Source organism: Streptomyces cyaneofuscatus (assembly GCF_033109485.1).
Lineage (GTDB): Bacteria > Actinomycetota > Actinomycetes > Streptomycetales > Streptomycetaceae > Streptomyces > Streptomyces cyaneofuscatus.
Window position 1 is genome coordinate 509,913 of record NZ_CP137002.1, and the last position, 26,290, is coordinate 536,202.

Below are 26,290 nucleotides of genomic sequence, written 5' to 3' on the forward strand. Positions count from 1 at the left end.
GTAACAGGGCTATTCCTGGCCGATGTTGACCATCCAGGTGATCCCGAACCGGTCCACGAGGGCGCCCGCCTCGTCACCCCATGGCTGCTTCTCCAGAGGCATGGTCACCGTGCCGCCCTCGGACAGCCGCTCGAAGCGGACGCGGAGTTCGTTGTCATCGCCGCCGAGGTAGACCGCGACGTCGTTGCCCGGGCGGTACGGCACCCCTTCCGGCACGTCCCAGGCCATCACCGTGTAGCCGTCCGGGGTGTCCAGCCGGGCGTGCAGGACCTTGTCGGCGTCGGAGGCGTCCGCCGAGCCCGAGTTCGCCGAGCCGGAGTTCGCCGAGCCCGAGTTCGCCGAGCCGAAGTCGGCGGCCGTGGACACCTCCAGCTCGCCGCCGAAGACCTCCTGGTAGAACTTCATCGCCTGCCGCGCGTTCCCGTCGAAACTGATGTACGGGTTGAGTCGGGACCCCATGCGCTGCTCCTTCATATGGATGAACTGCCGCCTTCGGGCGACACATTGAGCCTCGCAGCGCATCACGACACCTCATGTCATGTATTGCCCTAGGGTTTTCCCATGCGCGCCGATCGACTGGTCTCCCTGGTCCTGCTGTTGCGCCAGCGCGGCCGGCTCTCCGCGACCGCGCTCGCCCAAGAGCTGGAGGTGTCCACGCGTACGGTGCTGCGCGACATCGAGGCGCTGTCCGCGGCCGGTGTCCCGGTCCACGCCGAACGCGGCCGGTACGGCGGCTTCGCGCTGCTGCCCGGCTTCCGGACCGAGCTCACCGGGCTGAACCATGACGAGGCCCTCGCCCTGCTGGTCGCCGGATCGCGGCGCGGGGCGCAGGCGTTCGGCCTCGGCTCGGCGCTCGCCTCGGCCATGCTCAAGGTGGTCGACGCGCTGCCGGAGAGCCATCGGGACACCGCGGCCGGGGTAGCCGAGCGGCTGCTCATCGACCCGGAGACCGATCTCCTCGCGCGTCGGCTGGAGGGTGACGACGTACCCGATCCGATCGCGGGCGAGGTCCGGCGCGCGGTGTTCGCCGGGCGCAAGCTGCGCATCCGCTACGAGGCGGTGGGCCGGACCCCGCGCTGGCGCACGGTCGACCCCATCGGCCTGGTCACCGTACGCGAGCAGGGCTACCTGCTGGCCACCAGGTCGGGCGAGGACCGCACGTACCGGCTCTCCCGGATCCTGGCCGCCGAGGAGCTCGCCGAACCCGCCGAGCGGCCGGAACGGGTCGACCTGGACCGGGCCTGGCAGGAACGCGGCACACGGTTCCGGACCGGTGGCGACCAGGTCACCGTGCTGGTACGGGTGGACCCGGCGCGGCGGGAGGAGCTGGTGGGGACGGCGCTGGCGGTCCTCGCGGAGGATGCCGAAGAGGGTGAAAGGAACGGGTGGCTGCGGCTGGAGGTGACCTTCCAGGACGCGCGGCACGCCGAGTGGGTGCTCTGGAAGCTCGCCGCGGACGCGGAGGCCCTGTCCCCGCAGTGGCTGCGTACCGCACTGCACGAACGGGCCACCGCGCTCGCCGCCCGCTACGGGGCGCCCACCAGGTGAGGAACTTGCAGAGTGTGCGGATGGGCCGCACGCTGGAGTAGGCCGCCTGTCCCCTTGGGGGCCGGGCTGGGCTGCGCCGGGGCTGGGCTGAAACGACAGGTCTCGCGGAAAAGCCATGGCCAGGACGTGACGGGGAAGGCGGCTGCCGAGCCTTCGGAGACACGCGGCCCGGGATCGAGGAGAGACGATGCGAGACACCCCCGGCGGGCGCCTCACCCACCACGCCCGAGGCGCCCCCCTGCGCGGGCGGGTCGCGGTCGTCACCGGCGCCGCCCGCGGCATCGGTGAAGCCCTCGCGCACAGCCTCTCCGAGGCCGGGATGGACGTGGCGCTGATCGGACGGGAGAGGGAGACCCTCCAGGTGGTCGCCGATTCCCTGCCGGGCCGGAGCATCTGCGTCGAGGCCGACGTCACCGACCGTACGGCACTCGCGGACGCCGCCCTTCGCGTGGAGACCGGACTCGGCGCGGCGAGCGTGGTCGTGGCCAACGCCGGCATCGCGGTGAGCGGCCCCTTCGACCACACGGCCGCCGAGCTCTGGCAACGGGTCATCGACGTCAACCTCACCGGCTCCGCCAACACCGTCCGCGCGTTCCTGCCCCAGCTCACGGCGGCCCGCGGCTACTTCCTCCAGATCGCTTCCACGGCCGCGTTCGGCGCGGCGCCCATGATGAGCGCCTACTGCGCCTCCAAGGCGGGTGCGGAGTCGTTCGCCCTCGCGCTGCGCGGGGAGCTCGAACCGGACGGGGTCCAGGTCGGCATCGCGTACCTGCACTGGACGGGTACCGACATGCTCACCGGCATCGACGACCACCCCGTCCTGGAAGCCCTGCGACGCAATCAGCCCCGCCCGGCCCGCCGTGTGCACTCCCCCGACCAGGTCGCCCGGTGGCTCACCCGGGGCATCGCCCACCGTGCCCCGCACATCTACGCCCCGCCGTGGCTCCGCTGGTGCCAGCCGCTGCGCCCGTTGTTTCCGGCGCTCGTCGCCCGGGTCGCCCGGCGCGAGCTACGGGACCGGCCCAGCGAGCAGCTCTCCTCCCCCGCCGAGGTCCTGGGCGCCGGAGGCCGTGCCGACTGGTACTCCTACCAGGCCGCTCCACGCGACCGGTAGGCCGGCCCTCGGCCCGGTCCTGCCCACCCTGGTGGCACCCGCTCAGGCGGAACCGAGTTCGGTCACCAGCTGCCGTACCTCCAGCAGCAGTTCACCTCCGACGGCCGCCGCCGTTCCTTCCTGCCGGCGGAAGATCCCGGTGAGCGTGTCGAGGCCGGCCCGGGCCTTCCCCGCCACCGCGTCGCGGTCGTCGCGGTCGTCGCGGTCGTCGCGGTCGTCGCGGTCGTCGCGGTCGTCGCGCGGATTGTCCGACTCGGCGGAGGTGAGCAGTTCCGTCTCCCGTACACAGATGACCGCGGCCTGGCGCAGAACGTCGGACAGCTGCCGGAAGAAGTCCGGTGACGGCCGGCTGAGTTCCGGGTCCTCGCGGATCCCGGCGAGCGTACGGGCGACCGCCAGAGCGCGGGTGCAGACACGGCCCCACCGCATGTCCTCGGCGAACGGCGGAGGCTTCGGTCCCGTGCGGCGCAGACGGCCTCCCGGGTTCCAGCGCGAACCCTCCATCGCCCAGCGGCGGGCGTCGCTCACGTCCTGGAGCGAGACCGTCAGGCGGGTGGCCCTGAGGTGCCAGCCCTCAGCCCCCTCCAGCCCGTCCTCCTCGCGCAGTCCGTCCGCCATGGCGTCCAGCAGGTCCGCCGTCTCCTGCGCGACACGGCCGAGGCGGTCACGGACGCTGCGCAGGTGGACGGGTGGCAGGACGAGCGCGTTGACCAGGAGGCCGATCACCGCACCGATGAGGGTCTCCAGGAGCCGGTGCCCCACCGTGGAGGTGCTGGACACTCCGGCGGTGATCACGAAGAGCGCCGTGGTGGCACCGTAGATGCCCTGGCTGCCGAAGCGGCGGTAGTTGCCGAGCAGCATCATGAACGGGAGGGTGAGCAGCATGGCGGCCATGCTCTGGTCCCGGGTAAGAGCCATCGCCCCGGATGCCCAGACGGTGCCGAGGGCGATGATGGCGAACTGCTGGGCTCCCGTACGCAGCGACTGGTAGACCGTGCTGCCGACCATCGCGATCGCCGTCCACGGAGCGAGCAGCGCCATCGGGGCCTGGAACCACCATCCGCACAACGCCCACGCGAGTATCGCCGCCCCTGCTGCCTTGAGAGACTGGACGAGCGTGTCCCGCTCGGGTCCGGCCTCCTCGCACGCGCTGCGGACGGACCGCCGCACCTCCGCCCACTCCTGGCCCACCCACTGCCGGGCCGCCGACCACCGCGTCCCCGTCCGCCTCAACCTGCCCTCTTCCTCGCCACGTTGCCGGTCGCACCCCCCTGATGACGGGGAGGGCTGCGCCTCCCGTACCCGCCCACTCCGGGCCCACGCGTCACCTTACGTAGTCATCCGGGGGCAGCCCGCACACCGGGCACCTCACCGGGATACGGGCCCCGGTCTCCGTACAGCCCTCATCCCCCTGATCACCGGGCGTCGAGGCCGCCTACGATCAGGCCGGTCAGCGCGGTCACCGCTTCGCTGCCGGTCGTCCGCTCCCCGTTCAGCTCGGCGGCGATCGCCTCCGCCGCACCCAGCAGGCCGACACACCGCAGCCGGAGTGCGTGGGGCGCGAGGCCGGAGTACGCAAGCAGCGCAGTGGCCATCAGGTGCGCATAGCCGGCGGTCAACTCGTGCTGGATCGCCTCCATTTCCGGGCTTCCCTTCAGCGCGGCGGAGACGGCGCCGAGCTCCGGCATATCGGTGGCGCAGGCGAAGTAGGCGGTGCTGATGACGCGGGCGACCTCGTCGGCGCCGGGTGCGGCGTCCCGCAACGCCTGCGTGATCGCGGCCCGGTGGCGTTCGTCGAGTCGCCGGTGGAGCGCGAGCAGCAGGCCGGGGCGGGTGGCGAAGTGGTCGTAGGCGATCGGTCTGCTCACCCCGGCCTCCTCCGCGAGGGTGACCAGCGTCAGGGCATCGGCGCCCCGGGTGCGCACGATCGCCACGGCGGTGTCGAGCAACTGCTCCCGCCTGGCCTGCTTGGACAGGCGGGTGGGTGTGGTGGCCATGGCCCTCCCTTGCGTTCCCCCTCCAACCTAAGCTACAAAACGTAGGTTACAAAATGTAGCTTCATGGATGTGAGGGGAACGCACCGTGGGACAGCCGGAATCAGTACTGTTCTTGGGCGGTTCGGGACAGGCGGGCTCGGGGGCCGCCGCTCTCCTGCGCCAATGGCATCCGGCGCTGCCGCTGACGATCGCGGGCCGCGACATCGGTCGCGCACAGCGGGTGGCCGACGGACTCGGCACCGCAACGGCGGCGACCATCGATCTGCGGCGCGGCGATCTCGGCCTCCCCGCCGACGGCACCTACTCGGCGGTGGTCGCCGCACTCTGGGACGACCACCTGCACGGGCTGCGCTACGCACAGCACCGCGGGCTGCCGTACCTCGGCATCTCCAGCGGCCTGGTGGACATCGCGCCCGAGGTCGTCGCGGGTGCCCAGCGAGCGAACCCCACGCCGATCCTGGTGGCCGGCCACTACTGCGCCGGCACCGTCGTCCTCGCGGCCCTGCACCGGGCCCGGCAGTTCGACCGGATCGACACCATCCGGATCAGTGGCGTGCTGGACGAACTGGACACCGGCGGACCGGCAGGCATAGCCGATCTGGAACGGTGGTCCACGGCCACCTCGGCGGGCCTGGTGCGCCGGGACGGCGTCTTCACCTGGATCACCGGCCCCGACGCGCGGGTCGAGGTGCGCAGCAGCGACGGCACCACCCTGCCCGGGCAGAGCATCGCCATCCTCGACGTACCGAGCCTCGCCCTCGCCACGGGCGCACCCGACGTCCGCTTCGACTTCGCCGTCGGCACATCCGCGGGCAGACGCCTCGGCGGACCCCCTTCCTTCGAGGTCCGGATCGACCTCGAAGGAGCAGACCGGAAGGGTGCGCCGCTCCGTACGAGCCGTCACCTGGTCCACCCGGCAGGGCAGCGCCCCTTGACCGCGACCGGCATCGCCCTCGGCGTCGAGCGGATGCTCGGGCTGCGCGGCGGACCCGTCGCACCGGGCATCCACACCCCCGAGACACTGCTCGACCCGGCCTACGCGGTCGACCGGATGACAGAGTCCGGCGCCGCCTTCACCAGCGCACCCGGCGACAGCTGACCTGCTCCCGGCGTGGTTCCCGGACCGGAGGCGGGCGGCGCACCTGTCGGCCGCCCGGCCTCACGGTCTCCCCGTCGCCCGCCTCGACGCCGGGGGCCCGGCCCTCGGGCTCACGTCCGATGGGGAAGACTGGGCCCATGAGCGACATCGTCTTCACGCGCCGGAGCGGCTGGATACCGAACGTGATCCGCGAGGACGGTGAGCTGAAGCTGATGCTGGGTGCCGGGGCCGATGCCAACCACGAACCGCGCACGTTCACGTTCCCGATCGGGGAAGCCCACCTCTCGGTGATCCAGGAGGATCTGGCCAGACACCTGCTGCTGTGGAGTGCGGTCCTTCCGCTGTGCGACGCCGCCGGAACCCGGGGCAGCCTGGATGAGAACGCCGCCGTCGCGCTCCTGGACCCGATCCTCCTCTCCGCGCCCGCGGACGTCGACGCGCTCTTCCGGCGCATCCCCTGGGACCGGGGCCGGCTCATCGCCCACGGGGCCGGCATCGATCTGCTGGAGCGCGGTCAGGTCTGCGCGGCCCTGCGCACGGCGACGGAGACGTCCGATGCGAAGCGGGCGCAGGAGTACCACGCGAACCGCCGTCGCGCCGAACGCGGGACCGTACTCGGTCCGCTCGACGCCGCGATCCTGCGGTACACGGGCCAGTACCTGCACGGCTCGACCCTCCCGAAGCGGACGCCGGACGCCGTCGACCCCGCGCTGCTGCCCGAGGTCGTACGGGTGGTCGCCACCGCCGAGCAGGCGTGCGCCGGAATGCGGATCGGCCGTGATCCACGACGGGGGAAGCGCGCCACGGACAAGCGCGCCTGGGAGCGGATGGCGGCGGCGGTGGAGACCGCCGTGCGCCGTGCCCACGTCGGCCTCGCCGATGACGCGGTGCGTTCCGTGAGCTTCCTGATGTGCTCGGAGGCCGCGGCCCGCTCCAAGGGCGCGCCCATGGAGGACGACGAGGAGGCGGCCGGCGACCACGCCGACGCCGGCGGTCGCGCGAGGAAGACAGCCCTGTCCTTCACCGATGACAAGGGCGTCGAGAAGAAGTGGCGCCAGGGCGGCCCCCGCTCCGCCGGTGCGGAGTTCTGGGAGTTCGTCGGCGATCGCTCCGCATCGGACAACGAAGTGTTCACCATCGAGGACGAGGAGATGGGCGAAGGCGTCCAGCTCCACTTCTACGCGGACTCCATCGCCCGGGTCACCACGGTGCGCGAGGGGAGGGGCGGATCGGAGCCGGAGTACCGGGTCGAGTACGGCCTCGTCGACGGGATGGACGGGTACCGGAAGCTGGTGAGCACCTTTGCCCTCGGCGGCTGCGCCGCACTCGATCGGCACGGCCCCTGGATGTCGGACGTCGCCGAGTTCGAGCGCGCGCGCCGACGACGACGCGAGGCGCAGTAGCCCCCCCGGCGCGCTCAGGCGCCGGCCTGGAGGCGCAGCCCCGCCAGGGTCAGGTCCAGCGCGGCCCGGAACTGCTCGATGTCGTCGTGCCCGTCGAACTCGTCGACGATCTCGTGCACGAAGGGGAAGCCGTCGGCGTCGAGCTCCCGCCAGGTCGCGGCGAAGCGGCCGAGGAACTCGTCACGGCCGAGGGCTCCGTCGAGGACCTCCTGAGGCGGTTCCTGCCCGAGGTCGACCGCGGAGCCGACGACGACCGTCGTGATCGCCGATACGGCGTGGAACCGCTGGCGCGCGGTGAGCTTCAGCCGCAGAGTCGGCTGCCCCAACTTCTCGTACAGGCGCAGGGCGTTGCCCTGGACGTCGGTGTTGCGCATGAAGTAGTTCCCGAGCCAGGGCCGCACCAGGATCGCGTCGAACAGGGTCAGTGACATCGCGCGCAGGTGGTCGATCGGGTCGTCGCCGGGCTCGATGGCCTCGATCTCGGCGAGGACGCCGCCGATGACGTGGTCGGTGGCGCGGTCGAGCAGCTCGTCCTTGCTCGCGACGTACCAGTAGATGCTGGCCACACCACCCCCGAGGCGCTGCGCGAGCGCCCGGAACGTCAGGGCCGAAGGTCCCGCCTCGTCGAGCAGCGCCACCGCCTCGGTGAGCACGGACTCCATCGAGTGCGAAGCCCGGCGGCGACCGCCGGCGGCTCCACGGTTCTGGTGGCGCGGCATGGCCTCTGCCCCTTCGTTTGCATCTCTATCGAACGCTGTTCTACCGTACCTCATGGAACACCGTTCGATAACCGAGCGGCGTTCGATCGAAAGGAGCGCCGCCATGACGACCGCGATACTGAAACCCCCCGCTTCCCGCACCTATCCCTCCCTGCGCGCCGCCTGGATTCCGCTGGCCGCCCTCTGTCTGGCCTTCTTCGTGGAGATGGTCGACAACACCCTGCTGTCGATCGCGCTGCCCACCATCGGACGCGACATCGGCGGTGGCACCACCGCGCTGCAGTGGGTCACCGGCGCGTACTCACTGACCTTCGGCGGTCTGCTGCTCACCGCGGGCTCCATGGCCGACCGGCTCGGCCGCCGCCGCGTCCTGCTCGTCGGGCTGTCCGTGTTCGGCGCGCTGAGCCTGTGCGCCGTATGGGTCACCACCGCGGGCGAGCTCATCACCCTGCGCGCCCTGCTCGGCATCGCCGCCGCGGCGATGGCCCCGATCACGAACTCGCTGGTCCTCCGCCTCTTCGACGACAAGGCGCTGCGGATGCGCGCCATGACGGTGATGATCGTCGTCGGCATGTCCGGCTTCATCCTCGGACCGCTGATCGGCGGCACGGCCCTGGCCCATGTGCGCTGGGAGTGGCTGCTCGTCGTCAACGCCCCGATCGCGGTGATCGCCTGGATCGGGGTCCGCCTCGGCGTCCCGGCCGACCGGCCCGAGGACCTGACGCGCGACCGGCTCGACATACCTGGCGCCGCACTGAGCGTCGTCACGATCGGACTCGCCTGCTACGCGCTGACCAGCGGCGTCGAGAACGGCTGGCTCTCCGCCCTCACCATCGGCTCGGTCGTGGGCGCGGCCGTCGCAGCGACCGCCTTCATCCTCCACGAGCGCCGCAGCCGGGCCCCGATGCTGGACCTGGGCCTGTTCGCCAACGGCACGGTCCGCGGTGCCGCCGTGGCACAGATCGGTACGTCCATCGCGATGGCCGGCGTGATGTTCGGGCTCATCCTGCACTTCCAGTACGCGTACGGCTGGAGCCCCGTACGAGCCGGCCTCGCCAACCTGCCGCTGATCGTGACCATGCTGCTCGCGACGCCCGTGTCCGAGGGACTGGCCCGCCGCTACGGCCACCGCATCGCCTGCCTGGTGGGCGCGGCCTGCCTGGCCGTCGCGCTGGCGGGACTGTCCTGGGGTGTCGAGCACGGCTATCTCGTCATCGCGCTCTGCATGGTGCTCATGACGATCGGACTGCGGACCGTCATGACGATCTGCGCGGTCGCGCTCGTCGACGCGATGCCGGCCAACCGCACCTCGATGGGGACCGCGCTCAACGACACCGCGCAGGAGGTCGGCACCAGCGTCGGAACCGCCGTGGTCGGCACGCTGATCGCCGCCCTGGTCACCACCCAGCTCCCGGCCGGGCTGTGGAGCAGCGGCCTCGTGTCCTCCTTCTTCCACGGCGAGCGGATCGCGTACGCCGTACTCGCCGTCGCCGTCGGCCTGATCGCGACGGTCGGCGCGCTGAGCCTCACGGACTCCCGCAGTGTGGAGGAGGCAGCACCCGCGGAGGCCGGCTGACCGGGCCACGGGCAGGGACTCCTGCCCGTGGCCCCGCTCTGCGGACGCCGCGCTACTTCGCCGCGTCCAGCGCGGCCAGGGCCTGCGCCCAGCCGACGTACTTCAGTTTCGCGAGGTCGGCAACGGTCTTGATGCCGAACGCCTCGTTCAGCAGATCACCCTGACGGTCCGAAACCCCCTTGAGCGCCGACACCGGCGCCGACAGCACCTCGGGCACACTCTTGTCCGCCCAGGCCTTGTCCAGCACGTTGCCCAGATCGATCGAAGCCACGCTCGTTCCCCTCTTCAGGTCGCGCTTCCCCACGAAGCGCGTGTTCGCCGGGTCGGCACAGACTTCTCTGCCGCCCCGGCGTCATCTACAGGCTTGTAGAGCATAGAAGAGGGGAGATGGCCCCGGAGCGCACACACAGAAGATCGGACACGAGTCCGAAAGCCGCCGCCCCGTCCCACGAGGGGGCCTCAACCCAGCGGCCGGTCTACAGAAATGTAAAGTTCTGTCAGGCGCACGCTCCGGCGGTGCGTACGGCCGTGCCGCACCCGCCCGGCATGGAGAATCATGCGCGGGTGCTCACATCTCGCCCGGACGGAGTCACAGCAGATCAGGACGGACGCGGCGCGGACCGGATCCTCACCCGGGGCACCGGCGACCACACCTCCGCCGATCCGCGGCGCACCCCGATCACCATGGTTGGCCGGAACCCCCGGCCGGATGAGGAGTTACGCGTTGTACGCCAGTACGGGCCCTTCGGGGCCTCCGGAGTCCGGTCCCCGGACTCCATCGAGTGATGAGCCCGCCCCGCACCGGGCGGGTGGACGATGACCGCCGCCCTGCTCGGCCTGCTCGCCGTGTTCGTCCTGACCGCCGGAACGGGCTACTTCGTGGCCCAGGAGTTCGCCTATGTGTCCGCCGACCGCCTGACGCTCTCCCGGGAGGCCGCGGCCGGTGACAAGCGGGCCGCCAAGGCCGTGAAGGTCCTGGAGCGGCTCTCCTTCATGCTCTCGGGCGCCCAGCTCGGCATCACCGTCACCGGCCTGGTCGTCGGCTTCCTCGCCGAACCGTCCGTCTCCGCGCTGCTGAAGCCGGCCCTCGACGGCACCGGCCTCCCCGGCGGAGTGGTCTCGGCGATCTCGGTGACGCTCTCGTTCGTCGTGGCGACCGTCATCCAGATGGTGCTGGGCGAGCTCGCGCCCAAGAACCTCGCCCTCGCCGTCCCCGAGCGGCTGGCGAAGTCCCTGGCCACCTCCACCCTCATCTACCTGCGGATCGTCGGCCCGGTCATCCACGTCTTCGACAGCGCGGCCAACCGGCTGCTGCGCCGGATCGGCATCGAACCGGTCGAGGAGCTCCACCACGGCGCCACCCTGGAGGAGCTCGGCCATCTGATCGGCGAGTCCCACGAGCAGGGCGAACTGCCCGCCGCCACAGTCGAACTCGTCGACCACGCGCTGGAGTTCTCCGAGCGCACGCTGGGCGAGGTCATGGTGCCGCGTGCCGACGTCACCTTCGTACGCCGCGAGGCCAGGGCCCTGGAGGCCGTCGAGCTGATCGGCCGGCACGGCCACTCGAACTACCCCGTGCTCGGCGACCACCCCGACGACCCCGCCGGAGTGCTCGGCGTACGGGAGCTGATGGCGCTTCCCGCCGCCGATGTCGGCCGCACCACCGCCGGGGAGCTGGCCCGCCGCCCGCTCCTGCTGCCCGAGATCCTGAAACTCCCGGCGGCGGTCGCGCAGATGCGGGAGCGGGACGACGAGTTCGCCGTCGTGCTGGACGAGCACGGCGGTGTCGCGGGCATCGTCACGTACGAGGACATCGCCGAGGAGCTGGTCGGGGAGATCGCCGACGAGTCCGACCCGGTCGACGAACACGCGGTCGCCGACGGCGCCGGCTGGGTCGTCGACGCGGGACGCCGCCTGGACGAGATCGAGGAGGCCACCGGCATCGTGCTCCCGGAGGAGGGCGACTACGACACCCTCGCCGGTCTGATCATCGACCGGCTCGGCCGCTTCCCCACCGTCGGGGACCGCCTCACCGTCTCCGGTGTCCGGATCGAGGTCCGCACCCTCGACCGGCACGTGGCCGAGTACGTCCGTATCGAACAGGAGCCGCAGGCATGAGCTTCCCCATGGCGCTCTTCGTCACCCTCCTGCTGCTGATCGGCAGCGGTTTCTTCGTCGCCGCCGAGTTCGCCCTGGTCGCCTCCAAGCGCCACCGCATGGAACAGGCGGTCCTCGCCGGGCAGCGCGGCGCCAAGGCGGCTCTCGCCGGGATGCGCGAGCTGTCCCTCATGCTCGCGGGCGCCCAGCTCGGCATCACCCTCTGCACCCTGGGCCTCGGCGCCGTCTCCAAGCCGGCCATCTCGCACGAGCTGGACCCGCTGCTGGAACGGCTCGGGCTGCCCGCCGGGCTGAGCTACGGCATCGCCTTCGCCCTGGCGATGGCCCTCGTCGTCTTCCTGCACATGGTGGTCGGTGAGATGGCGCCCAAGTCCTGGGCGATCGCCCACCCGGAGCGCTCCGCGATGCTCCTGAGCCCGGCGTTCCGGGCCATGGTCAAGGTGGTACGCCCGCTGATCCGGGTGCTGAACGCGGTCAGCAACGCGCTGGTACGGCTCTGCCGGGTGACCCCGCGCGACGAGCTCACCTCCGTGCACAACCGCGACCAGCTCACCCACCTCATCGAGGAGTCCGAGCGGCTCGGCCTGATCAGCAAGGGCGACTCCGGCCTGGTGACCCGCTCACTGACCGAGCCGCAGACCCCGGTGGCCGAACTGGCGATCCCCGCCGAGCGGATCGTGACCGTACCGGCGGATGTGGACCTCGACCGGATCCTGGCCGTCGCCACCGCCGCCGGCCGCACCCGGCTGCTCGTACGGGACGGGGAACGGGTCCTGGGATCCGTCCACGCCCGCGACGCCCTGGTGGCCCGCGCCGCCGGCCGGCGGGCGTCGGCCCGCGACCTGGCCCGGCCCGTACCGGAACTGGCACCGGACGAGACGGCCGCCCATGCGGTGGAGCGGCTGCGCGAGCGCCGCGCGACGATCGCCGTCGTACGGGACGAGCAGGGCGGGCTCTCCGGACTGGTCAGCCTCGACGACCTCCTGGCCCGGCTGCTCCACCCCCCGGCGGCACGCTAGAGGCCCGTACGCAGCCGCGGTGTGTGTCCGGCAACCGTCGGGCCGGACACACACCGCGGCCGTGCTACGACACCGCCTGCCCCTTGCCGAGGGCGATGACGCCGTTGTGCGAAACGGTGTAGAGCTCACGGTCCCGTTCCGGGTTGACGCCTATCGTCGCCCTGGGCGGGACATCGACGTTCTTGTCGAGGATCGCGTTGCGCACGACCGCTCCCCTGCCGACGCGCACGCCGTGGTGCAGCACGGAGCCCTGGACCACCGCGCCCTGCTCGACGATCACACCGGGCGAGAGCACGGACCCGGTGACCTGGCCACGGATCACGCAGCCCGGGCTGACGATCGACTCGCCGGCGATGCCTCCGGAGACGAACCGGGCCGGGGCCTGGTGGCCCGCATGGGTGTACATGGGCCAGCGATCGTTGTAGAGACTGAAGAGCGGCTGCTCGGAGATGAGGTCCATGTGGGCCTCGTAGTAGCTGTCCAGAGAGCCCACGTCCCGCCAGTACCCACGTTCGCGTTGGGTCTCGCCCGGTACCTGGTTGTCGTCGAAGTCGTAGACATGCGCGGCCCCGCGCTCGGTGAGCATGGGCAGGATGGATCCGCCCATGTCGTGGACGGAGTTCTCGTCCTCGGCGTCCTGGTGGAGGGCGTCCACGAGAACCTTCGTGGAGAAGAGGTAGTTGCCCATCGACGCGAAGACCTTGGTCGGGTCGCCGGACAGGCCGGGCGGGTCGGAGGGCTTCTCCAGGAAGCGTTCCACGCGTGAGCCGTCGGAGGCCGGGGTGATGACGCCGAAGGCGGACGCTTCCGCACGGGGCACCTTGATGCCGGCGACGGTGACGCCGGCGCCGCTCTCGATGTGCCGCTCCAGCATCTGGCGTGCGTCCATGCGGTAGACGTGGTCGGCTCCGAACACCGCTATGTAGTCCGGCTGTTCGTCGTGGACGAGGTTGAGCGACTGCAGGATGGCGTCCGCGCTGCCGAGGTACCAGCGCGGGCCGAGACGCTGCTGGGCGGGGACCGGGGTGACGTAGTTGCCGAGCAGGCTGGACATCCGCCAGGTGGTGGTCACATGGCGGTCCAGTGAGTGCGACTTGTACTGGGTGAGGACGCAGATCCTCGTGATGTCGGCGTTGACGAGGTTCGACAGGACGAAGTCGACCAGCCGGTAGGTCCCGCCGAAGGTCACCGCGGGCTTCGCCCGGTCGGCCGTCAGCGGCATCAGCCGTTTTCCCTCTCCTCCCGCAAGGACGATCCCCAGCACCGAAGGTCCAGCGCGCATGGCCACTCCCCCTTCCGAAACACCGGACCGTTCCCGGCTACACCCTTTTGACGGTCTCCTCGTACACCTCGGCAGTCCGCCGGGCGACCATGTCCCAGCCGAACTCCCGCACCGCACGTTCGCGGCCCGCCTCGCCCATCCGCCGGGCCGCCGGACGGTCGGCGAGCACCTGGCCGATCGCCTCGGCGAGGTCCGCCTCGAACCGGGCCGGTTCAGCGGCCTCGTACGGTACGAGCAGTCCGGTGCCGCCGTCGGAGACGACCTCGGGGATGCCGCCGACCGCGGAGGCGACCACGGCCGCGCCGCAGGCCATCGCTTCGAGATTGACGATGCCCAAAGGCTCGTACATCGAAGGGCAGACGAACACGGCTGCTCTGCTCAGGAGTTGGATGACGTCGGGGCGCGGGAGCATGTCCGGGATCCAGTGGACCCCGTCGCGCGAGCGCCTCAGTTCGCCGACGAGTTCGCGGAACTCGGCCTCGATCTCCGGGGTGTCGGGCGCGCCCGCGCAGAGCACCAGCTGTGCGGAGGGGTCGAGCCGGTGGGCGGCGCGCAGCAGGTGCGGGACACCCTTCTGGCGCGTGATGCGGCCGACGAACAGGACGAAGGGGCGGTCCGGGTCGACACCCAGGCGGTGCAGTACGTCGACTCCGGGGACGGGCCGGTACAGGCGGGTGTCGATGCCGTTGTGGACGACCCTGACCCGGTCGGGATCCAGCTGCGGATAGCAGCCGAGGATGTCGGCCCGCATTCCGTGCGAGACGGCGATGACCGCGTCGGCGGACTCCATGGCGGTGCGCTCGGCCCAGCTGGACAACGCGTAGCCGCCGCCGAGCTGTTCGGACTTCCAGGGCCGCAGGGGCTCCAGCGAATGGGCGGTCACCACGTGAGGGATGCCGTAGAGCAGTCCGGCGAGGTGGCCCGCGAGGTTGGCGTACCAGGTGTGCGAGTGGACGAGGTCGCGGCCTTCGAGCGCGGCGGCGATGGACAGGTCCACCGAGAAGGCGCGCAGCGCGTCGTTGGCGCCGTCGAGCTCCCGGCCCGGCCGGTGCCGTACCAGCCCGTCCGAAGCGCCTTCACCCCAGGTGTGGACCTGCAGATCGGTGAGCGCGCGTAACTCCCTGGCCAGGAACTCGACATGGACACCGGCGCCGCCGTAGACGTCCGGCGGGTACTCACGACTCAGCAGTCCCACCTTCACGTCTGACCCCCTCGTGTCATGGATGATTCTCTTCCCCTGATGGCCGCTCACATGCCTCTGCGGGAACCCGGGTGCGCGCACACCCGTCGTGCGCCGCCTCGCGTCGTCCAGTTCTGCCGGGACGCGCCCGCGGTGATCCGCGATCCACCACCGGCCGGTCCGCGCCCGCCCGGTGGGTAGCCTGGCCACGCGACCGACGGCGCCGCGAAGGCGCCCCGGCGGCAGGACGCGGCCCACAGTCAGGACGCGCCCCGCGCCGTACATCGGTGGTGCGATCGGAGAGGTGAAGAATGCGGCCCATCATTCCCGACTATCTGGCCGAGGTGCTGGGGCAGGTGGAGCCGGACGCCTCCGGGGAACCGGCCTCCTACATCCCTGAACTGGCGGCGGCTGATCCCGAGCGGCTGGGCGCGGCCTTCGCCACCGTCGACGGGCAGGTGCACGGCGCGGGTGACATCGACGTCCCGTTCACGATCCAGTCGATCTCGAAGCCGTTCGCGTACGCCCTGGCGCTGGCCGACCGCGGCTTCGGCACGGTGCTCGCCAAGGTGGGCGTCGAGCCTTCGGGGGAAGCGTTCAACGAGATCTCCCTGGAGAGCGGCACCGGACGCCCGCTCAACCCCATGATCAACGCTGGTGCGATCACCGTTCACTCCCTGGTCGCGGAGGCGGGATCGGGCCCCGCCGAGCGGGTGCGGCGCGTGCTCGACGGCCTATCGGCCTTCGCCGGCCGCCGCTTGGAGATGGACGAGAAGGTGTGCGCGTCGGAGATGGAGCACGCGCACCGAAACCTCGCCATCGCGCACATGCTGCGCAGCCACGACATCCTGACCGAGGACGCGGGGGCGGTCGTCGACGGCTACACCCGGCAGTGCTCGGTCCTCGTCACGGCCCGGGATCTGGCCATGATGGCGGCGACCCTGGCCAACCGCGGCGTGAACCCGCTCTCGGGTGAACAGGTGGTGCCGGAAGGGGTGGTGCGCCAGGTCCTGAGCGTCATGTTCAGCTGTGGCATGTACGACGCCGCGGGTGACTGGACGACCCAGGTCGGCATCCCCGCGAAGAGCGGGGTGGCCGGAGGCCTGATCGGCGCGCTTCCCGGACGTATCGGGATCGCCACCTTCTCACCCCGCCTGGACAGCCACGGGAACAGCGTCCGCGGGGTGTCCCTCTTCGAGCGCTTCTCCTCCGACATGGGCCTGCACGTGATGGAGGTCCCGTCCGCAGGGCGGGCGGTCGTGCGGTCCAGTCACGTCCTCGGCAGCGGACCGGACGCACTCCGCGTTCTGGAACTCCAGGGCGGCATCGGCTTCGCGGGCGCCGAGCGTGTGGTGCGGGAGGTCCTGGACACCGATCCGCAGGAGACCCGGGTGGCCATCGACCTCACCCGGGTCCACGCGATCGACGACGTGGCACGGCGCATGGTGCTGGAGATCGCGCGCCGGCTGACGCTGGACGGTCGGCAGGTCTACCTCGTCGACCCGGAAGCGGTGATTCCCGACCCCGAACCCGGCGACGGCGGCCGGGTCACCGTCATCCGCGAGGTACGTCAAGCAGTGCTCCCCACCGCATGAGCACCGCCCTCCCGGTGCGGACCGCAGTGCGGTTCCACGCGGGGTGGGCGACGACCGGAGACGGGCGGCGACCCGACGCCCGGTCCGAGGGCGCGGCGGTCCCTACCCCCGGTACGTCTCCAGCAGCCGCAGCCACACCTCGCTGATCGTCGGGTACGCCGGCACCGCGTGCCACAGCCGGTCGATGGGGACCTCCCCCGCGACCGCCACCGTGGCGGAGTGCAGGAGTTCGCCGATGCCGGGGCCGACGAAGGTCACGCCGAGCAGGATCTCGCGGTCCAGGTCCACGATCATCCGGGCTCGGCCCCGGTAGCCGTCGGCGTACAGGCCGGAGCCGGCGACCGACGCGAGGTCGTAGTCGACCGCGCGGACGCGGTGGCCCGCGCGTTCGGCCTCGGCGAGGGTGAGGCCGACGGAGGCCGCCTCGGGGTCGGTGAAGACGACCTGGGGGACGGCCGCGTGGTCGGCGGTGGCCGTGTGCGGGCCCCAGGGGGACGTGTCCAGGGGCGAGTCCTGCTGGGCGCGGGCGGCGATCGCGGCGCCTGCGATGCGGGCCTGGTACTTGCCCTGGTGGGTGAGGAGGGCGCGGTGGTTGACGTCCCCGACGCCGTACAGCCAGTCCGTGCCCTCGACGCGGCAGCTGTCGTCCACCGTGAGCCAGGAGCCGGGCTTCAGGCCGATCGTCTCCAGGCCCAGGTCGTCCGTGCGCGGTGCCCGGCCGGTGGCGAAGAGGATCTCGTCGGCCTCGATCCGGCCGCCGTCATCCAGGACGACCGTGACCGGGCCGTCCGGTGCGGGGCGCTCGACGGCGGTGACGGAGACACCCGTACGGATGGTGGCCCCGGCCTCCTCCAGCGCCTCGGCCACCAGCTCGCCCGCGAAGGGCTCCATCTTCGGGAGCAGGCCCCCGCCGCGGATCAGCAGTGTCACCTCGGCGCCCAGCGCCTGCCAGACGGTCGCCATCTCCACGCCGACCACTCCCCCGCCGACCACCACGAGCCGGCCGGGCACCTTCTTGGCGCTGGTGGCCTCGCGGCTGGTCCAGGGGCGGGCCTCGGTGATGCCGGGGAGGTCGGGGACGACCGCCCGGGTGCCGGTGCAGACGGCGACGGCGTGCCGGGCGGTGAGCCGGTGCCCGGTGCCGTCGGGGGCGGTGACAGTGACCTCGCGGGGGCCGGTGAGGCGTCCCGTACCGCGGTAGATGTCCGCTCCGACGCTCTCCAGCCAGTCGACCTGTCCGTCGTCCTTCCAGTTGCTCGTCTTGTCGTCGCGGTGGGCGAGGACGGCCTGGACGTCGAGGGGGCCCTGAACGGCGGTACTCAGGCCCGGGACGCGGCGGGCGTCCGCCCGGGCGACCACGGGGCGCAGCAGGGCCTTGCTCGGCATGCAGGCCCAGTACGAGCACTCGCCGCCGATCAGCTCCGACTCCACCACGGCCGTGCTGAGCCCGGCCGCGCGGGCCCGGTCGGCCACGTTCTCCCCCACCGGACCTGCGCCGATGACCACCACGTCGTACGGGGAAACCTCTACTGCATCAGTCATGGAAACAGTGTCCTCGGGAGTGTGCGCCCGGGCCACACGGGCAGGCGGAATAGCGCACGTGCAGTCACCGTTGTGCCGGACACGTCCGAACGGGCACAGGAAGAGGTATCTGGAGTATGAGCACCGTAGAGCTCACCAAGGAAAACTTCGATCAGGTCGTCAGCGACAACGGCTTCGTGCTGATCGACTTCTGGGCTTCCTGGTGCGGCCCCTGCCGACAGTTCGCGCCGGTCTACGACTCGGCGTCCGAGCGCCACCCCGACCTCGTCTTCGCGAAGGTCGACACGGAAGCGCAGCAGGAGCTGGCGGCGGCCTTCGAGATCCGGTCCATCCCGACGCTGATGATCGTCCGGGACAACGTCGCGGTCTTCTCGCAGCCCGGCGCCCTGCCCGAGGCGGCCCTGGAGGACGTCATCGGCCAGGCCCGGAACCTGGACATGGACGAGGTCCGCAAGTCCGTCGAGGAGCAGAAGCGGGCGGCGGAGGCCGGGCAGGGACAGCCGGAGCCCCAGTAGCTGCCGTACCGGCGCACGGCGCGGCCCGAAGGGCCCTGATCCGCCACCGCTGAGGGACGAAGCGGTGGTCTGCGGTCGGGGTCCTTCAGCCGTGCCCGGGACCCCTCCCCGCCGGTCAGCGCCCCGGGCCGTCTCCGTCGGCGACCTGCACCGACATGCCCGGGTCCAGTTCCTCGCCGTCGATCAGCACCGCCTCCACCGTGCGGGTCTCCGGGTCGATGTCCGCCTCCATGCCCTGGCCCGTGTACCGGGGGTAGCCCGAGGCCCCCGTCTCGCCGGTGGCGGCGACGATCGCCGAGCGGATCGGCCGTCCGGGGGCTCCGGTCCGCGTCCTGCTGTGGTCGGGGATCAGGAGGAGCTCGTAATTCTGCGGATGACTCATGGCCCCGACGCTAGACATCCCCCGTACTCCGCGCATGTCGTCGCGCCGGGGCGGTCAGCTGGACTCCCGGTGCACCGCGCTGGTGCGCAGCAGGTCGTGGTGGACGGGGGCGGTGCCTGGGTGGTGGACGAGGCGGTCGATCGTCTCGGCCAGCGGGTCCGGCATGGCGAGCTCCATGCGGACGGTGGAGAGGCGGGGCCGCAGCAGTCTGCCGAGCAGCAGGTCGTCCGCTCCGACGACCGCCGTGTCGCCGGGTATCGCGACGCCCGCGTCCTGGAGGGCCCGCATCAGCAGCATGGCGTACTCGTCGTTGTACGCGAACACGGCGTCGAGGCCCAGCTCCCGCCAGCGGTGCGCCAGCTCCGCCGCGGACTCCTCCTCGTAGTGGAGCGGGAGGGGGCTGATGTGGGCCCCGGCCGGTTCCGCCGTCCGCCGGGCCCCGGCGAGGCGGGGTTCGGAGAACGGGGTGAGGCCCGCCTCCCGGGGCATCACCACCCCGATACGGCGACGGCCGCGCGCCAGCAGGTGTCCGACCGCGCTGGCCCCGACCTGGCGCTGGTCCATGACCAGCCCGTGCGCGCCCTCGACCGGCTCCGGCCCCAGAGTGATCACCGCCTTGGCGCCGGAGCGGGTGAGGATCTCCGTGCCGTGCGGGGTGAGGGTGATGCCGGGCGGTACGACGACGGCGACGGGCCGCAGTTCGGCCCAGGCCCGCACCGCCTCGTCGTCGGCGAGGCCGGCGCTGCCGTACTGGACGACGGTGTAGTCCAGACGGCGCAGTCCGGCCTGGAGTTCCTGGAAGAAGTGCTGGTGGAGCGGGCCCGCCGGTATATGCCCGGAGGGCAGCAGGACCAGGCGGCTGTGTCCGGCGCGCAGGCTGCGGGCGGCCGCGTGCGGGACGTAACCGAGTTGGGTGGCGGCCTCCCTGACGCGGTGCCGGGTGGGTTCGCTGATCCGGACGGTGGCGTTGTTGTTCAGTACGTACGACACGGTGGCCCGGGAGACTCCGGCGAGGCGCGCGACATCGGCGCTGGTCGGTACGGAGACTTCGGCGGGCTGCTTGGGTAACTGGCTCATGGCGTGCGGCAGTCTTCCAGATCCGGCGGGCCGGGCCGCGCCCCGGGGGCGCCTCGCCGCGGCCCCCGTTCGGCGGACCCGCTCCCGGGACGGGGCCGTGCAGGTCCTACGGTGTTGCGATGACGTTCCACCACAGCGCACAGCGCACCGACAGCCAGCCCGTACCGCCCGGCAGCACCGGTCCGACCGCCACCGTCCAGGCCGATCCGCGCGAGGTGGGCCCGGTCCGCACCTCGTACGCCCCCGACCGCGACGGCGACCCCGATCCGGGCGAGATCGTCTGGACCTGGGTGCCGTTCGAGGAGATGGACGGGCGGGGCAAGGACCGGCCGGTCCTCGTCGTCGCCCGGGAGGCGGCGGGCACGCTGCTCGCCGTCCAGCTCTCCAGCAAGCAGCACGACATGGACCACGAGTGGGTGGCGCTGGGGGCCGGCCCCTGGGACAGCTCCGGCCGGCAGTCCTGGGTGGATCTGGACCGGGTGCTGCGGGTCCACGAGGACGGGATGCGGCGCGAGGCCTGTGCCCTGGACCGGGACCGGTTCGATTCCGTCGTCGGGCGGCTCCGGGAGCGGTACGGCTGGAACTGACCGGGAGCCGTGCTTCCGGTCCGGCCGGGCCGCTGCGGGAGCGGTGCTTCCGGGGCCGGCCGCCGCTCGCCGGTGCGGGGTGTACGGCGCATGCTGGTTCCGGAGCGGTGCGGTGGCGACCGCATTTCCGGTGGCTCAGGCGCACCCTTGTGCGATCCCTGGGTACGGGTTTGGGTGGTAGGTACGCAACTGAGAAGGAGGCGCCTCATGTCCTCGGACACACCTGGCGGCCCCGGCGCACACCCGGATCACGCCACCCTCGACGAGGGTGCGGCCCAGGATTTACTGCGCGGCATATGTTTCAAGACGGGTCCCCCTCGCATCGTGGGGGTGGAACTCGAATGGCTCATCCATGACCAGGAGAATCCCGCCGTTCCAGTGGCCCAGGAGCGGCTGGACAGCGCCGTCGCGGCCCTCCGGGAGCTGCCCCTGAGCGCCGCACTGACGTTCGAGCCGGGCGGGCAGCTGGAGCTCAGCTCCCAGCCGGCCGGCTCCCTGATGGAGTGCGTCGGGACGACCGCGGCGGACCTGGCCGCCGTCCGCGCCTCGCTCGGCCGGGACGGGCTCGCCCCGGTCGGCCTCGGCGTGGACCCGTGGCAGACGCCGCACCGCAGGCTGCGCGAGCCCCGGTACGACGCGATGGAGGCGGCGCTCGACCGGGCGGGCCCGTCCGGGCGGGCGATGATGTGCACCTCCGCCTCCGTGCAGGTCTGCCTGGACGCGGGCGAGGAGGAGCCGGGCCCGCTCGGCTACCGGCGGCGCTGGCAGCTCACCCATCTGCTCGGTGCCGTCCTGGTGGCCGCGTTCGCCAATTCGCCGTTCCGGCAGGGCCGCCCGACCGGCTGGAAGTCCTCCCGGCAGGCCTTGTGGGCCGATCTCGACCCGGTACGGACGCTGGCGCCGGGCAGCGGGCTTCCCCCGCGTGAGGCGTGGGCCGCGCATGTGCTGGACACGACCGTGATGTGCGTCCGCCGCGAGGAGGGCCCCTGGGACGTGCCCGAGGGCCTCACCTTCCGCGAGTGGATCCGTACCGGCGCGCCCCGGCCGCCGGTACGGGCCGATCTCGACTACCACATCACCACCCTGTTCCCGCCGGTCCGGCCGCGCGGGCACCTCGAACTGCGCATGATCGACGCGCAGAGCGGCGCGGACGGGTGGCTGGTGCCGCTCGCCGTCGCCACCGCCCTGTACGACGACCCGGAGGCCGCCGAGACCGTGTACCGCACCGTGAAGCCCCTGGCCGAGTCGGCGGGATCCGCTCCCGCGCCGCGCAACCCGCTCTGGACGACGGCCGCCCGCGAGGGCCTCGCCGATCCGGAGCTGCGGGCGGCGGCCACGGTCTGCTTCGACACGGCGCTCACCGCGCTCGACCGGATGGGCGCCGACAAGGCGGTACGGGACACCGTGGCGGCCTTCAACGACCGGTATGCGGCCCGGGGCCGATGTCCGGCCGACGATCTGCTCGATTCAGGCGTTCTCACCGATCCGGTCCGGCCGACGGGCCTCATCGGCTCCACGGACGACCCGCACACCGGAAGGGTGGCCTCAGCATGACCGACGACCGCACCCCCTCCGTCTCCACCGCGGACGGCTTCCCGACGGGCTCCGGCGGCCATGACCCCGAGGTGCTCCGGCAGCGCGCCCTCGACGCGCTGCTGACCGCCCGGGCGCGCACCGTCACCCTCACCGACAGCGTCGACGACGGTGAACTCACGGCCCAGCACTCCCCCTTGATGTCCCCGCTCGTCTGGGACCTGGCCCATATCGGCAACCAGGAGGAGCAGTGGCTGCTCCGCGCGGTCGGCGGGCGTGAGGCGCTGCGCCCCGAGATAGACGGGCTGTACGACGCCTTCGAGCACCCCCGCGCGGCCCGGCCCTCGCTGCCGCTGCTGGCACCCGCCGAGGCACGGACGTACGCCTCCGATGTACGGGGCAGGGCCCTGGACATCCTGGAGGGCGCCCCGCTGCACGAAGGGGGCCGTCCGCTGGAGCGGGCCGGGTTCGCCTTCGGGATGATCGCCCAGCACGAACAGCAGCACGACGAGACGATGCTGATCACCCATCAGCTGCGCACGGGCCCGGTCGCGCTGACCGCTCCCGCGCCGCCCGCACCCACGGACGCCGCCACGCTGCCCGCCGAAGTCCTCGTCCCCGGCGGCCCGTTCACCATGGGCACCTCCGCCGAGCCGTGGGCCCTGGACAACGAACGGCCCGCGCACCGGCGTGAGGTGGCCGCCTTCCACCTGGACACCGCGCCCGTCACCTGCGGTGCGTACCGGCGGTTCATCGAGGACGGCGGCTACACCGACCCCCGCTGGTGGGCGCCCGAGGGCTGGGACATGGTCCGTGAACACGACCTGGCCGCCCCGCTGTTCTGGCACCGGGACGCCGGGCAGTGGCTGCGCCGCCGGTTCGGGGTGACCGAGCCGGTGCCGGACGACGAGCCGGTGCTGCACGTCAGCTGGTACGAGGCGGACGCGTACGCCCGCTGGGCCGGCCGGCGGCTGCCCACCGAGGCCGAGTGGGAGAAGGCCGCCCGGCACGATCCCGCCACCGGGCGTTCGCTGCGCTACCCCTGGGGCGACACGGACCCGACCCCCGAGCAGGCCAATCTGGGCCAGCGCCATCTGCGCCCGGCGCGGGCCGGTGCGTATCCGGCGGGCCGGGCGCCGTCCGGCGCGGGGCAGCTGATCGGCGATGTGTGGGAGTGGACCTCCAGCGACTTCCTGCCCTACCCGGGCTTCGTCGCCTTCCCCTACCGGGAGTACTCGGACGTGTTCTTCGGACCGGGCCACAAGGTGCTACGCGGCGGCTCGTTCGCCGTGGACCAGGTCGCCTGCCGGGGCACCTTCCGCAACTGGGACCTGCCGGTGCGGCGGCAGATCTTCTCCGGGTTCCGCACCGCGAGGGACGCCTGATGTGCCGTCATATCGCCTATGTGGGCGACCCGGTGGCCCTCGGGACCGTGCTGGCCGAGCCGCCGCACTCTTTGGTGCGCCAGTCCTGGGAGCCGCGCCGCCAGCGGTACGGGACGGTCAACGCGGACGGTTTCGGCGTCGGCTGGTACGCGGACGGCGACCCGGTGCCCGGCCGCTACCGGCGCCAGGGGCCGATCTGGCACGACCAGACGTTCGTGGACCTCGCCCGGGTGGTGCGGTCGACCGCGCTGCTCGCCGCCGTACGGGACGCCACCGAGGCGGGTGCGGACGGGGAGGCCGCGGCCGCTCCGTACGCCGCCGGGCGGCTGCTCTTCAGCCACAACGGCGCGGTGCCGGGCTGGCCGGCCTCCCTGGCGGGCCCGGCCGCCGCGCTGCCCGCCGAGGAGCTGCTCTCGCTGGCCGCCCGCAACGACTCCGCGCTTCTCTGGGCGCTGGTCCTGCACCGCGTCGCCGCCGGGGACGACCTGCCGAGGGCGGTCGCGGAGACCGTACGGGAGGTCGCGGAGGCGGCACCCGGGTCCCGGCTCAATCTGCTGGTCACGGACGGCACCGCCATCGTGGCCACCGCCTGGGGCGACACCCTCTGGTACCTCCACGACCCGGGCCGCTCGACCGCCGTGGCCTCGGAGCCGTACGACGACGATCCCCGCTGGCGCGAGGTCCCCGACCGCACCCTGCTGGTCGCGACCTCCGCAGACGTCACCCCCACACCGCTCAAGGAGCCCGCCGCGTGAGCCCTTTCCTGCTGACCCGCACCCTGCCGGAGGACGCGACGGACGCGGCGCTGCGCGCCGATGTCCTGAGCGGGCTGACCCGGCACCCCAAGACGCTGCCGCCCAAGTGGTTCTACGACGCGCGCGGCAGCGAGCTGTTCGAGGACATCACCCGGCTGCCCGAGTACTACCCGACCCGCGCCGAGCGGGAGATCCTGGAGGAGCGCGCCGGGGAGATCGCCGCGGTCTCGGGCGCCCGGACCGTGATCGAGCTGGGCTCGGGCTCCTCGGAGAAGACCCGTCATCTGCTGGAGGCCCTGGACGGGCTGGAGAGTTACGTACCGGTGGACGTGAGCGAGAGCGCGCTCACCGGGGCCGCCGAATCGCTGCTCGCCGAGCACCCCGCGCTCTCCGTGCACGCCCTGATCGCCGACTTCACCGGCGGACTCGCGCTGCCCGGCACGCCCGGGCCCCGGCTCGTCGCCTTCCTCGGCGGCACGATCGGCAATCTGCTCCCCGAGGAGCGGGCCGGCTTCCTGCACTCGGTGCGCTCGCTCCTGACCCCCGGCGACGCGCTGCTGCTCGGCACGGACCTGGTCAAGGACGAGGAGACGCTGGTCGCGGCCTACGACGACGCGTCGGGCGTGACGGCGGCCTTCAACAAGAACGTGCTGAACGTCGTCAACCGGGAGCTGGGCGCCGACTTCCCGCTCGACGACTTCGAGCATGTCGCGGTGTGGAACCCGGAGCAGCGCTGGATCGAGATGCGGCTGCGCGCCCGCCGGGCGCTGACCGTGAAGATCCGGGAGCTGGACCTGGTGGTGCCGTTCGAGGCCGGTGAGGAGCTGCGTACGGAGGTGTCGTCGAAGTTCCGCCAGGAGGATGTGCGCGAGGAGCTGGCCGCGGCCGGGCTCCAGCTCGCTCAGTGGTGGACGGACGCTGCGGGGCGGTTCGCCCTGTCGCTGGCCACCGCGGTCTGAGCGACGGCTGTCTCGGGAGCCGTCGTCGTCCGGTCCGTTCCGGCGACGGCGGCTCTCGCCGTACGGGCCAGTGCCCGGCGGCCCGGCTCACGGCTCCCCACGGTTCCCGCGTGATCGCCTGCCGGGATGGGGGCGAGGACGTCGACCTCGGCGGTGAGCCCCGCCGCCCGCACCACCCTCCACAGGGAAGCGGCGAGCGGATCGTCCCCCACGAACGCCACGGCGCCCGGGGCGCGGTAGGTGATGCGGACCGGTCGTACGGAGACCTCCGCGTCGATCGCCGCCTGGAACACGGCCGGCCGGAACACCCCGCCGCTCCCCCGCCCGCACCAGGTGCTGCCCTCGGGGAACGCCACGACGCGGGAGCCCGAACGCAGGGCTCCGGCGACGGTGTCCACGGCCCCCGGCAGCGCGCGCAGCCGGTCCCGGTCGATGAAGAGCGTGGAGCCGAGCCCGGCGAGCCGGCCGAGCAGCGGCCAGCGCCCGACCTCGCTCTTGGCGAGCATCCGGCCGGGTAGCACGGAGGCGACCAGGGGGATGTCCAGCCAGGAGACGTGGTTGGCGACGACGAGCTCGCCGCCGGGGCCGTAGGCGTACGGATGCACCCGGACCGTCACCCGTACGCCGAAGGCACGCGGCACACCCCGGGCCCAGCGCCGTACCAGCCACGCCCGCGGAGCCTTGGGAAGCAGCCGGACCGGCAGGGCGCAGGCCACCCCCAGCAGCGTCCACGCGCAGCCGGTCAGCAGCCGCAGGACGGCGGGGAGCGGCGCCCGGACCGGGCCGGTGTGCCGGGCGCAGGCGTGCGGGGTGCAGGGGGCGACGGGCAGCCAGGCGCTCGTGGCGGTGGGACGGGAGGCGCTCACGCGTGCGGGACGGGCGGTGCTCACGTCTGCGGGACGGGC

The 26,290-nt window shown here is 72.3% G+C and carries 25 protein-coding genes; 14 read left to right on the forward strand and 11 right to left on the reverse strand.

Translation table 11 applies throughout. The annotated features are described in order from the left end of the window. Positions 1 to 9 precede the first annotated feature (9 nt). The gene (locus R2B67_RS02075) at positions 10 to 459 is read right to left on the reverse strand and encodes a VOC family protein (RefSeq protein WP_317816089.1); all 450 of its coding nucleotides are present in this window, start codon (positions 457 to 459) and stop codon (positions 10 to 12) included. Positions 460 to 561: 102 nt separating this feature from the next. On the opposite strand from R2B67_RS02075, the gene R2B67_RS02080 reads away from it, so the two are divergent. Both R2B67_RS02080 and R2B67_RS02085 read left to right on the forward strand, forming a co-directional pair. Continuing rightward, entirely contained in the window at positions 562 to 1,548 is a 987-nt protein-coding gene (locus R2B67_RS02080; RefSeq protein ID WP_317816090.1) for a helix-turn-helix transcriptional regulator, read from the forward strand. A gap of 187 nt (positions 1,549 to 1,735) precedes the next feature. Beyond that, complete coding sequence (locus tag R2B67_RS02085) at positions 1,736 to 2,662, forward strand: SDR family oxidoreductase (RefSeq protein ID WP_317816091.1); 927 nt, start codon at positions 1,736 to 1,738, stop codon at positions 2,660 to 2,662. A gap of 42 nt (positions 2,663 to 2,704) precedes the next feature. Here R2B67_RS02085 and R2B67_RS02090 read toward each other — a convergent pair whose 3' ends face one another. Both R2B67_RS02090 and R2B67_RS02095 read right to left on the reverse strand, forming a co-directional pair. Continuing rightward, positions 2,705 to 3,895, reverse strand: a complete 1,191-nt coding sequence (locus tag R2B67_RS02090; RefSeq protein ID WP_317816092.1) for an FUSC family protein — start codon at positions 3,893 to 3,895, stop codon at positions 2,705 to 2,707. Between the two features lie 182 nt (positions 3,896 to 4,077). Continuing rightward, positions 4,078 to 4,659 carry a TetR/AcrR family transcriptional regulator gene (locus tag R2B67_RS02095; RefSeq protein ID WP_317816093.1) on the reverse strand — a complete coding sequence of 194 codons (582 nt, stop codon included), beginning with the start codon at positions 4,657 to 4,659 and terminating at the stop codon, positions 4,078 to 4,080. A 112-nt stretch (positions 4,660 to 4,771) separates the two neighbouring features. Between R2B67_RS02095 and R2B67_RS02100 the strand changes: the two genes are divergently transcribed. Together R2B67_RS02100 and R2B67_RS02105 are read left to right on the forward strand one after the other, a co-directional pair. Further along, positions 4,772 to 5,758: a saccharopine dehydrogenase gene (locus R2B67_RS02100; RefSeq protein ID WP_317816094.1), complete on the forward strand. Its 987-nt coding sequence runs from the start codon at positions 4,772 to 4,774 to the stop codon at positions 5,756 to 5,758. A 137-nt stretch (positions 5,759 to 5,895) separates the two neighbouring features. Further along, positions 5,896 to 7,161: a DUF6357 family protein gene (locus tag R2B67_RS02105; protein WP_317816095.1), complete on the forward strand. Its 1,266-nt coding sequence runs from the start codon at positions 5,896 to 5,898 to the stop codon at positions 7,159 to 7,161. A 14-nt stretch (positions 7,162 to 7,175) separates the two neighbouring features. On the opposite strand, the gene R2B67_RS02110 is transcribed toward R2B67_RS02105, so the two are convergent. Next, positions 7,176 to 7,823, reverse strand: a complete 648-nt coding sequence (locus R2B67_RS02110; protein WP_317824762.1) for a TetR/AcrR family transcriptional regulator — start codon at positions 7,821 to 7,823, stop codon at positions 7,176 to 7,178. 160 nt (positions 7,824 to 7,983) lie between these two features. Between R2B67_RS02110 and R2B67_RS02115 the strand changes: the two genes are divergently transcribed. Next, on the forward strand, positions 7,984 to 9,456 hold the full coding sequence (locus tag R2B67_RS02115; protein ID WP_317816096.1) for an MFS transporter: 1,473 nt from the start codon (positions 7,984 to 7,986) through the stop codon (positions 9,454 to 9,456). A gap of 52 nt (positions 9,457 to 9,508) precedes the next feature. On the opposite strand, the gene R2B67_RS02120 is transcribed toward R2B67_RS02115, so the two are convergent. Next, positions 9,509 to 9,727, reverse strand: a complete 219-nt coding sequence (locus R2B67_RS02120; RefSeq protein ID WP_018513034.1) for a hypothetical protein — start codon at positions 9,725 to 9,727, stop codon at positions 9,509 to 9,511. A 545-nt stretch (positions 9,728 to 10,272) separates the two neighbouring features. Here R2B67_RS02120 and R2B67_RS02125 point away from each other — a divergent pair. Together R2B67_RS02125 and R2B67_RS02130 are read left to right on the forward strand one after the other, a co-directional pair. Further along, entirely contained in the window at positions 10,273 to 11,574 is a 1,302-nt protein-coding gene (locus R2B67_RS02125; protein ID WP_317816097.1) for a hemolysin family protein, read from the forward strand. Beyond that, positions 11,571 to 12,593: a hemolysin family protein gene (locus R2B67_RS02130; protein WP_317816098.1), complete on the forward strand. Its 1,023-nt coding sequence runs from the start codon at positions 11,571 to 11,573 to the stop codon at positions 12,591 to 12,593. Before R2B67_RS02125 ends, R2B67_RS02130 begins: the two co-directional genes overlap by 4 nt. Positions 12,594 to 12,657: 64 nt before the next feature. Here R2B67_RS02130 and glgC read toward each other — a convergent pair whose 3' ends face one another. Together glgC and glgA are read right to left on the reverse strand one after the other, a co-directional pair. Further along, complete coding sequence (gene glgC / locus R2B67_RS02135) at positions 12,658 to 13,875, reverse strand: glucose-1-phosphate adenylyltransferase (protein WP_317816099.1); 1,218 nt, start codon at positions 13,873 to 13,875, stop codon at positions 12,658 to 12,660. Between the two features lie 37 nt (positions 13,876 to 13,912). Beyond that, positions 13,913 to 15,076, reverse strand: a complete 1,164-nt coding sequence (gene glgA / locus R2B67_RS02140; protein WP_317816100.1) for a glycogen synthase — start codon at positions 15,074 to 15,076, stop codon at positions 13,913 to 13,915. A 290-nt stretch (positions 15,077 to 15,366) separates the two neighbouring features. On the opposite strand from glgA, the gene R2B67_RS02145 reads away from it, so the two are divergent. After that, on the forward strand, positions 15,367 to 16,650 hold the full coding sequence (locus tag R2B67_RS02145; RefSeq protein WP_317816101.1) for a glutaminase: 1,284 nt from the start codon (positions 15,367 to 15,369) through the stop codon (positions 16,648 to 16,650). A 102-nt stretch (positions 16,651 to 16,752) separates the two neighbouring features. Here the strand turns inward: R2B67_RS02145 and R2B67_RS02150 are convergent, their stop codons facing one another. Then, entirely contained in the window at positions 16,753 to 18,192 is a 1,440-nt protein-coding gene (locus tag R2B67_RS02150; RefSeq protein WP_317816102.1) for a dihydrolipoyl dehydrogenase family protein, read from the reverse strand. A gap of 116 nt (positions 18,193 to 18,308) precedes the next feature. Here R2B67_RS02150 and trxA point away from each other — a divergent pair, with 116 nt between their 5' ends. Continuing rightward, complete coding sequence (gene trxA, locus R2B67_RS02155) at positions 18,309 to 18,707, forward strand: thioredoxin (RefSeq protein ID WP_073876374.1); 399 nt, start codon at positions 18,309 to 18,311, stop codon at positions 18,705 to 18,707. Between the two features lie 115 nt (positions 18,708 to 18,822). On the opposite strand, the gene R2B67_RS02160 is transcribed toward trxA, so the two are convergent. Then, positions 18,823 to 19,089 carry a hypothetical protein gene (locus R2B67_RS02160; RefSeq protein ID WP_076968732.1) on the reverse strand — a complete coding sequence of 89 codons (267 nt, stop codon included), beginning with the start codon at positions 19,087 to 19,089 and terminating at the stop codon, positions 18,823 to 18,825. A 54-nt stretch (positions 19,090 to 19,143) separates the two neighbouring features. After that, positions 19,144 to 20,166, reverse strand: coding sequence for a LacI family DNA-binding transcriptional regulator (locus tag R2B67_RS02165; RefSeq protein ID WP_317816104.1), 1,023 nt, complete (start codon positions 20,164 to 20,166; stop codon positions 19,144 to 19,146). 119 nt (positions 20,167 to 20,285) lie between these two features. Between R2B67_RS02165 and R2B67_RS02170 the strand changes: the two genes are divergently transcribed. From R2B67_RS02170 to egtD, 5 genes are all read left to right on the forward strand, one after another. Continuing rightward, positions 20,286 to 20,753, forward strand: coding sequence for a type II toxin-antitoxin system PemK/MazF family toxin (locus R2B67_RS02170; RefSeq protein WP_317816105.1), 468 nt, complete (start codon positions 20,286 to 20,288; stop codon positions 20,751 to 20,753). Between the two features lie 207 nt (positions 20,754 to 20,960). Then, positions 20,961 to 22,307, forward strand: a complete 1,347-nt coding sequence (gene egtA / locus R2B67_RS02175; RefSeq protein ID WP_317816106.1) for an ergothioneine biosynthesis glutamate--cysteine ligase EgtA — start codon at positions 20,961 to 20,963, stop codon at positions 22,305 to 22,307. Beyond that, complete coding sequence (gene egtB / locus R2B67_RS02180; protein WP_317816107.1) at positions 22,304 to 23,671, forward strand: ergothioneine biosynthesis protein EgtB; 1,368 nt, start codon at positions 22,304 to 22,306, stop codon at positions 23,669 to 23,671. The genes egtA and egtB overlap by 4 nt, the downstream gene beginning before the upstream one ends. Next, positions 23,671 to 24,426 (forward strand): ergothioneine biosynthesis protein EgtC, encoded by a 756-nt coding sequence (gene egtC, locus R2B67_RS02185; protein ID WP_317816109.1) that lies wholly within the window; start codon positions 23,671 to 23,673, stop codon positions 24,424 to 24,426. The genes egtB and egtC overlap by 1 nt, the downstream gene beginning before the upstream one ends. After that, positions 24,423 to 25,385, forward strand: coding sequence for an L-histidine N(alpha)-methyltransferase (egtD, locus tag R2B67_RS02190; protein ID WP_317816110.1), 963 nt, complete (start codon positions 24,423 to 24,425; stop codon positions 25,383 to 25,385). The genes egtC and egtD overlap by 4 nt, the downstream gene beginning before the upstream one ends. Here the strand turns inward: egtD and R2B67_RS02195 are convergent. Next, complete coding sequence (locus R2B67_RS02195) at positions 25,328 to 26,251, reverse strand: lysophospholipid acyltransferase family protein (RefSeq protein WP_317816111.1); 924 nt, start codon at positions 26,249 to 26,251, stop codon at positions 25,328 to 25,330. The two genes, egtD and R2B67_RS02195, sit on opposite strands and share 58 nt — an antisense overlap. Positions 26,252 to 26,290: the final 39 nt, after the last annotated feature.

Coding starts and splice junctions, on each gene's coding strand:
- R2B67_RS02080 (WP_317816090.1), top strand. CDS start 562: ATGCGCGCCGATCGACTGGTCTCCCTGGTCCTGCTGTTGCGCCAGCGC.
- R2B67_RS02125 (WP_317816097.1), top strand. CDS start 10,273: ATGACCGCCGCCCTGCTCGGCCTGCTCGCCGTGTTCGTCCTGACCGCC.
- R2B67_RS02160 (WP_076968732.1), bottom strand. CDS start 19,089: ATGAGTCATCCGCAGAATTACGAGCTCCTCCTGATCCCCGACCACAGC.
- trxA (WP_073876374.1), top strand. CDS start 18,309: ATGAGCACCGTAGAGCTCACCAAGGAAAACTTCGATCAGGTCGTCAGC.
- R2B67_RS02165 (WP_317816104.1), bottom strand. CDS start 20,166: ATGAGCCAGTTACCCAAGCAGCCCGCCGAAGTCTCCGTACCGACCAGC.
- R2B67_RS02110 (WP_317824762.1), bottom strand. CDS start 7,823: ATGGAGTCCGTGCTCACCGAGGCGGTGGCGCTGCTCGACGAGGCGGGA.
- R2B67_RS02105 (WP_317816095.1), top strand. CDS start 5,896: ATGAGCGACATCGTCTTCACGCGCCGGAGCGGCTGGATACCGAACGTG.
- R2B67_RS02075 (WP_317816089.1), bottom strand. CDS start 459: ATGGGGTCCCGACTCAACCCGTACATCAGTTTCGACGGGAACGCGCGG.
- R2B67_RS02085 (WP_317816091.1), top strand. CDS start 1,736: ATGCGAGACACCCCCGGCGGGCGCCTCACCCACCACGCCCGAGGCGCC.
- glgC (WP_317816099.1), bottom strand. CDS start 13,875: ATGCGCGCTGGACCTTCGGTGCTGGGGATCGTCCTTGCGGGAGGAGAG.
- R2B67_RS02130 (WP_317816098.1), top strand. CDS start 11,571: ATGAGCTTCCCCATGGCGCTCTTCGTCACCCTCCTGCTGCTGATCGGC.
- R2B67_RS02170 (WP_317816105.1), top strand. CDS start 20,286: ATGACGTTCCACCACAGCGCACAGCGCACCGACAGCCAGCCCGTACCG.
- R2B67_RS02095 (WP_317816093.1), bottom strand. CDS start 4,659: ATGGCCACCACACCCACCCGCCTGTCCAAGCAGGCCAGGCGGGAGCAG.
- egtA (WP_317816106.1), top strand. CDS start 20,961: ATGTCCTCGGACACACCTGGCGGCCCCGGCGCACACCCGGATCACGCC.
- R2B67_RS02145 (WP_317816101.1), top strand. CDS start 15,367: ATGCGGCCCATCATTCCCGACTATCTGGCCGAGGTGCTGGGGCAGGTG.
- egtB (WP_317816107.1), top strand. CDS start 22,304: ATGACCGACGACCGCACCCCCTCCGTCTCCACCGCGGACGGCTTCCCG.
- R2B67_RS02115 (WP_317816096.1), top strand. CDS start 7,984: ATGACGACCGCGATACTGAAACCCCCCGCTTCCCGCACCTATCCCTCC.
- R2B67_RS02150 (WP_317816102.1), bottom strand. CDS start 18,192: ATGACTGATGCAGTAGAGGTTTCCCCGTACGACGTGGTGGTCATCGGC.
- egtC (WP_317816109.1), top strand. CDS start 23,671: ATGTGCCGTCATATCGCCTATGTGGGCGACCCGGTGGCCCTCGGGACC.